Origin of the sequence: Hydrogenobaculum sp., assembly GCF_049967395.1 — a bacterium.
Lineage (GTDB): Bacteria > Aquificota > Aquificia > Aquificales > Aquificaceae > Hydrogenobaculum.
Genome location: NZ_JBMFST010000066.1, coordinates 1 through 5,151 on the forward strand (window position 1 = coordinate 1; position 5,151 = coordinate 5,151).

8 protein-coding genes are annotated in these 5,151 nt (G+C 35.4%); 4 read left to right on the top strand and 4 right to left on the bottom strand.

Translation table 11 applies throughout. From position 1 onward, the window contains the following. Positions 1 to 104: 104 nt before the first annotated feature. Complete coding sequence (locus ACP5S8_RS07615; RefSeq protein ID WP_461876357.1) at positions 105 to 350, bottom strand: hypothetical protein; 246 nt, start codon at positions 348 to 350, stop codon at positions 105 to 107. A 175-nt stretch (positions 351 to 525) separates the two neighbouring features. Here ACP5S8_RS07615 and carA point away from each other — a divergent pair, with 175 nt between their 5' ends. Next, positions 526 to 1,587 (top strand): glutamine-hydrolyzing carbamoyl-phosphate synthase small subunit, encoded by a 1,062-nt coding sequence (gene carA, locus ACP5S8_RS07620; RefSeq protein ID WP_461871073.1) that lies wholly within the window; start codon positions 526 to 528, stop codon positions 1,585 to 1,587. After that, positions 1,588 to 2,736, top strand: coding sequence for an MFS transporter (locus ACP5S8_RS07625; protein WP_461876358.1), 1,149 nt, complete (start codon positions 1,588 to 1,590; stop codon positions 2,734 to 2,736). It begins immediately after the preceding gene. Between the two features lie 3 nt (positions 2,737 to 2,739). Here the strand turns inward: ACP5S8_RS07625 and ACP5S8_RS07630 are convergent, their stop codons facing one another. The 3 genes from ACP5S8_RS07630 to ACP5S8_RS07640 are packed head-to-tail and all read right to left on the bottom strand — an operon-like array spanning position 2,740 to position 4,450. Next, positions 2,740 to 3,312, bottom strand: a complete 573-nt coding sequence (locus tag ACP5S8_RS07630) for a FlgO family outer membrane protein (RefSeq protein WP_461876359.1) — start codon at positions 3,310 to 3,312, stop codon at positions 2,740 to 2,742. Next, positions 3,291 to 3,857, bottom strand: a complete 567-nt coding sequence (gene pth, locus ACP5S8_RS07635) for an aminoacyl-tRNA hydrolase (protein WP_461876360.1) — start codon at positions 3,855 to 3,857, stop codon at positions 3,291 to 3,293. The genes ACP5S8_RS07630 and pth overlap by 22 nt, the downstream gene beginning before the upstream one ends. Next, positions 3,857 to 4,450: a 50S ribosomal protein L25/general stress protein Ctc gene (locus ACP5S8_RS07640; RefSeq protein WP_461876361.1), complete on the bottom strand. Its 594-nt coding sequence runs from the start codon at positions 4,448 to 4,450 to the stop codon at positions 3,857 to 3,859. Before ACP5S8_RS07640 ends, pth begins: the two co-directional genes overlap by 1 nt. Before the next feature lie 64 nt (positions 4,451 to 4,514). On the opposite strand from ACP5S8_RS07640, the gene ACP5S8_RS07645 reads away from it, so the two are divergent. Both ACP5S8_RS07645 and ACP5S8_RS07650 read left to right on the top strand, forming a co-directional pair. Further along, on the top strand, positions 4,515 to 5,045 hold the full coding sequence (locus tag ACP5S8_RS07645; protein ID WP_461876362.1) for an RsmG family class I SAM-dependent methyltransferase: 531 nt from the start codon (positions 4,515 to 4,517) through the stop codon (positions 5,043 to 5,045). 19 nt (positions 5,046 to 5,064) lie between these two features. Continuing rightward, positions 5,065 to 5,151: AAA family ATPase (locus ACP5S8_RS07650; RefSeq protein WP_461876363.1), on the top strand; the 87-nt coding region annotated here is incomplete at its 3' end.

Consider the following 5,151-nt stretch of genomic DNA (forward strand, 5'->3'; position numbering starts at 1 on the left):
TTTAACAATCTTGGAACAATAACTGGAGGAAACAATCCTAATGCAAATGGAGGTGCTGGAGGTATTAATAGTAATGGTGGCACTGGTATATCAATAACAACAAGCTATGCGGGAAGTGCGGGTGGTGGAGGTGGAGGTGGTGGAGGTGGTGGGGCTGGTTTGTGCTCTTCTTTACCAAGAGCTTTAATTTTGTTGATGTCAATACATGTAATCCAATAGGCACCATCGTTACAGGTGTTTGGTTCTGGGTTCGCATACACACCTGCACCTTCGTTTCCGTGTGCGCTCGCTGCGTAGAGCATGAACCCCAGTCCTATGGCTGGCGCCAGCATTGTAAGAAACCTATTCATAGCTTTCTCCTCCTTTAACTAAAGTATAGCATCTAATACTGCCTTTGTCAAGCTATATATATTATATCGTAATTTTATAAAAAAAGTATAAACTTTTTACAGATATACTTAATGATATATATTATATTGTTTTAAAGCTTTTAGAAAAAAGATACTATGTTATAATAAGCTTTTAATGAAAGCAATCTTGTGTCTTGAAGATGGTACATATTTTATAGGCAAATCCTTTGGCAAAACCGGTGAATGTTTTGGAGAAGTGGTATTTAACACTGCCATCACAGGTTATCAAGAGATTATAACAGACCCATCTTATAAAGGCCAAATAGTAGTAATGACAAACCCACAAGTAGGAAATTACGGTGTAAACAACGACGATGTGGAGTCAGATTCTCCAAAAGTTGCAGGTTTCGTGGTAAGGGAAATATCAAGAATAGACAGCAATCACACATCTATTTCTACACTATCTTCTTACCTTGAAAAGCACAACATAGTAGGAATATCAAACATAGACACAAGGGCTTTGGTGAAAATACTACGAGAAAGAGGCGTTACTAGAGGATTTATATCTACCATAGATTTAACGCCCAAAACCATATACGATAAAGTAAAAATGGTCAAGGACATATCTTCTCTTGATTTGGTGTCTGAAGTAACCACGGATAAGATTTATACAATTCACGCCTATAAAAGCTCAAAACACTTTGTATTGGTAGATTTTGGTATCAAAAAAAGCATAATAAAGTATCTAGTAGAAAACGATATTACCTGCACTGTAGTACCAGCATACACATCGAAAGAAGATATAGAAGCCATGAACCCAGACGCGGTATTTCTATCAAATGGCCCTGGAGACCCAGCAAACGTGCTAAACGGCATAAGCATAGCTAAACATTTTTTTGGGAAAAAGCCTGTATTTGGAATATGCCTTGGCCATCAAATAATGGCTTTGGCAATTGGAGCAAAAACTTACAAGTTAAAGTTTGGGCATCATGGAGCCAATCATCCAGTTAAAGATTTAAGAAGCAAGAAAATAGTAATCACATCTCAAAACCACAACTACGCTGTAGAAGATTTGCCAGATTTTATGGAAATCACACATATTAATTTATTGGACAACACCATAGAAGGTATGGGCCATAAAAATATCCCCTATTATTCTGTGCAATTTCATCCAGAAGCTTCACCTGGACCTCACGATGCTCTTTACATATTTAAAGAGTTCAAAGATATGGCTTAAATGTATAAAAACATAGCTTATATTTCTATATTCAGAGTTTTAAGAGGTATTGCTGGTGGTATTATCACAATAGCATTTCCTTATGTTATCTTGAAAGATTTTCATAAAAGCATAGGATACTTAGGCCTTATATACGCATTGGCTACGATTTCTACCGCTTTAATATCTGTATTTGGCGGTGTAATAGCAGACGTTTGGCATAGGAAAAACGCCGTTATATTGATATCTTTACTTTTACCCTTGAGCGCTTTGCTTTTATATTTAGAGCCTTCTTATATAGTGGCTTTTTTAAGCGCTGTCTTAGGCGGGTATTCTGCTACCGGTTCTTTGATGAGTGGTGGAGTGGGTGGTGCTATAATGCCTGCAGTAAACGCTTTGGCTACAGATATAATACCAAAGGAAAAAAGAGTGTTTGCCTATTCGGTATTTACTTTTCTAACAGGTATATCTGGGGCTTTCGGCGCTTATTTGATGAAGTTTATTCCAAGCAACAAAGAAGCATTTTTAGTGGCTTTTTGGATATCGTTATTGGGCATACTTTTTATAATACCAATAGATTCATACCATAAAAAGGGTAGATTGGACACGCTAAACAGTAAAAAAACCATAGGTCAATTTTCTGTGGTAGGCTTTCTAAATGGATTTTCCCAAGGGCTTATAACACCATTTTTGATTCCATTTTTCATAATAGTTTATCACATAAAAAAATCGGATATGGCATCTTGGGCCTTTTTAGCTGGCGTTTTAGCTTCTTTTTCACCTCTTCTTGCTAACATTTTGTATAAACATTTTGGCAATCTTAAAAGCATAATACTTACAAGACTTGCCGGTGCCATTATAATACTTTGTATGCCTCTTGTAAAAAACCTATATATAGATTTGGTGCTTTACAGTCTTTATCCATCTTTTAGGGTGCTTGCACTACCAATACAACAATCTATGATGAGTGAAATGATAGATATATCTGAAATGGCAAGGGCTTTTAGCCTAAATCAAATATCAAGATTAAGCGCTTCTTCTATAGCTACGGCGCTTACAAGTTTTTTATGGGAGCTTTCCTTTATCAGTTTACCGTTTTTCATATATACTTCTATAATGTTTGTAAATATAACACTTTATAAAAAGTTTTTTGGAAATCAATCAAAATAGCCACTATTCATCGTGGAGTTCTCTTATTTCATCGTTGGCTGGTATCTCATCGGTATAAGCTTTATCTATGTTGCCTGTTCTTACGTTTATCAGCCTAGTGTATACTATAAGCTGGTGCCTTGTCAACGTATACATCCCTTGATATATGTATGAGGTTTTAAATTTTGTCCTTAGATCTTTTACATCAGAAGAAAGAGCCACATCACCGTGGGAGTTTACCGTCACATACTTGGAAAGATTTATTTCTATAATTCTAACTTTACATTCTCTTATAAGAGCATCTTTAAAAAGCTCTGTGAGGGTTTTACCCAAAGCACTCGTATAGTTTATGTTGTTTGAATCTACATAAGTCATCACAGCCACCACAGGTATAGTATAGGTCTTGTTGTATACTTCAAAAGTAGGACATGTGTGATAAGCCATTCTATCTGCAAGATATTTTAAAGGAGCTTTGGATTTTTCTATACCGAGCTTATAAGCTTCGTAGTTTACCGTAGACGTTATAGAAGAGCAGCTTAGCTGTGATAAGGAAAAAACTACGATAGGCAAAAAGTTTATAAGCTTTTTGTATTGCATAAAGTCATTACGTTTTCAAGAGGTTCTTCTAAACTTCTTAGAGCGCATTCACTGGCTTTCTCTATGGTCTTTTTTACAATGGGTGTATCTTTGTATTCAAAAGGGCTTAAAACATAGTCTATCACCTCTTCTCTTGAAGCCGGTCTTCCTATCCCTATTCTTAACCTTGGAAAATCTTGAGTTCTCAACTCTTTTATAATAGATTCCACTCCGTTATGACCTCCAGAACCACCGCTTGGTTTTAACTTTATGGTGCCAATTGGCAAATCCATATCATCGTATATTACAAGTATATCACTGGGCAATATCTTTGTTTTTTCTACAAACTGCCTTAGGGCTATACCTGAGTTGTTCATAAAGGTTTGCGGTTTTATAAGGTATATATCTTTTTCTTTTATGTGAAAAACCAAAGACATATATTTTTCAATTGGGTTTTTGAGATGTAATTTAAAAGTTATTTCATCTATTACTTTAAATCCTATGTTATGCTTTGTATCTTTGTATTTGGGACCCGGGTTCCCGAGTCCCACTAAGGCTTTTATCATTATTTGGTAGCAGCTTCTTGAGCTTGCTCTTCTTCGCCTTCTTTAGCTTCTTCTGGTTCTGCCACTACCAACACCACCTCTTCTGGGTCTTCCATCAATTTGCAATTTGCCGGTATATTCAGATCTTTAACGTGCAAAACTCCGCCAAGACCCACATTTGATATATCCACCGTTATTTTATCTGGTATTTCTCTTGGATTTACCTTTAACTCTATACTGTGAAGATGTATTTCAAGGGTACCGCCTAGTTCCACACCTTTTGGAGTACCAACAAACTCAAGAGGCACCTCTACATCGGTCTCTGTAACGTTTGATATGTTATATAAATCTACATGTATCGGATTATCACCGAGCCATCCATATTGAACATCTTTCAACAGACAAGGCAATACTTCGTTGCCAAGCTTCGCCTCTATCAAAAATGTAGTACCGTGAGGCATAGCCGCTAAATCTTTTATTCTCATGTAAGCGTGTATATTTTGGACACCTTTGCCGTAGATTTCCACAGGCACAAACCCTTCTTTTCTTTTGCTCTTTTTATCACTTTTTGTAGAAGCTTCTCTTTCTAAAAGCTCAACACTAACTCTTTTCATAACAATCACTCCTTCTATAGAAAGTTTTCAAGCTATATATTATAGCATATTTTATAATTAACTTATGAATAGAGATAAAGCGTATGAAATATACATAAATGAAATTCTAAAGTGGAACAAAGTACATAAACTCATATCAAAAGCCGATGAATCAAAGATTTTTGAAAGACATATAAAAGATGCTGAAGAGATATTTTACAAAGTAAAAGATTTTGATATAAAAGAGATAGCAGATATAGGGGCTGGAGCTGGTTTTTTAGGCGTGGTGTTTTCTATCCTTGATAACAATCTAAAAGTCAGTTTAGTAGAAGTTGTTGCAAAAAAATGTGCCTTTTTGGAGCATATAAAAATAAAGCTTGGATTACATTATGAAGTATTGTGCAAAGATGCCACTCGCTTAGACAAAACATTTGAATCTACTATAGAAAGGGCTTTTGGCAAACCTATTGACATAGTAAAAACAATGGAAAGACTATCAAACAAATATGCGTTTCTTGTCTTAGGAGAAAATGAAGACCTCAAACCTTTAGAACACTTAGGCTATAAACCAATTAAGCTATCAAAAGGTTTTTTGGCTTTTAAAAACCTAAAATAAATAATGCTATAATCATATTATGAAGCTTTTACCAATAGGCATACAAACCTTTAGAGATATTATAGAAGGTGGTTTTTACTATGTAGATAAAACACACTTTATACCA

Bases quoted from the DNA above. Each gene is read 5' to 3' on its own strand.
- ACP5S8_RS07615 (WP_461876357.1), bottom strand. From the start codon at position 350: ATGAATAGGTTTCTTACAATGCTGGCGCCAGCCATAGGACTGGGGTTC.
- carA (WP_461871073.1), top strand. From the start codon at position 526: ATGAAAGCAATCTTGTGTCTTGAAGATGGTACATATTTTATAGGCAAA.
- ACP5S8_RS07625 (WP_461876358.1), top strand. From the start codon at position 1,588: ATGTATAAAAACATAGCTTATATTTCTATATTCAGAGTTTTAAGAGGT.
- ACP5S8_RS07630 (WP_461876359.1), bottom strand. From the start codon at position 3,312: ATGCAATACAAAAAGCTTATAAACTTTTTGCCTATCGTAGTTTTTTCC.
- pth (WP_461876360.1), bottom strand. From the start codon at position 3,857: ATGATAAAAGCCTTAGTGGGACTCGGGAACCCGGGTCCCAAATACAAA.
- ACP5S8_RS07640 (WP_461876361.1), bottom strand. From the start codon at position 4,450: ATGAAAAGAGTTAGTGTTGAGCTTTTAGAAAGAGAAGCTTCTACAAAA.
- ACP5S8_RS07645 (WP_461876362.1), top strand. From the start codon at position 4,515: ATGAATAGAGATAAAGCGTATGAAATATACATAAATGAAATTCTAAAG.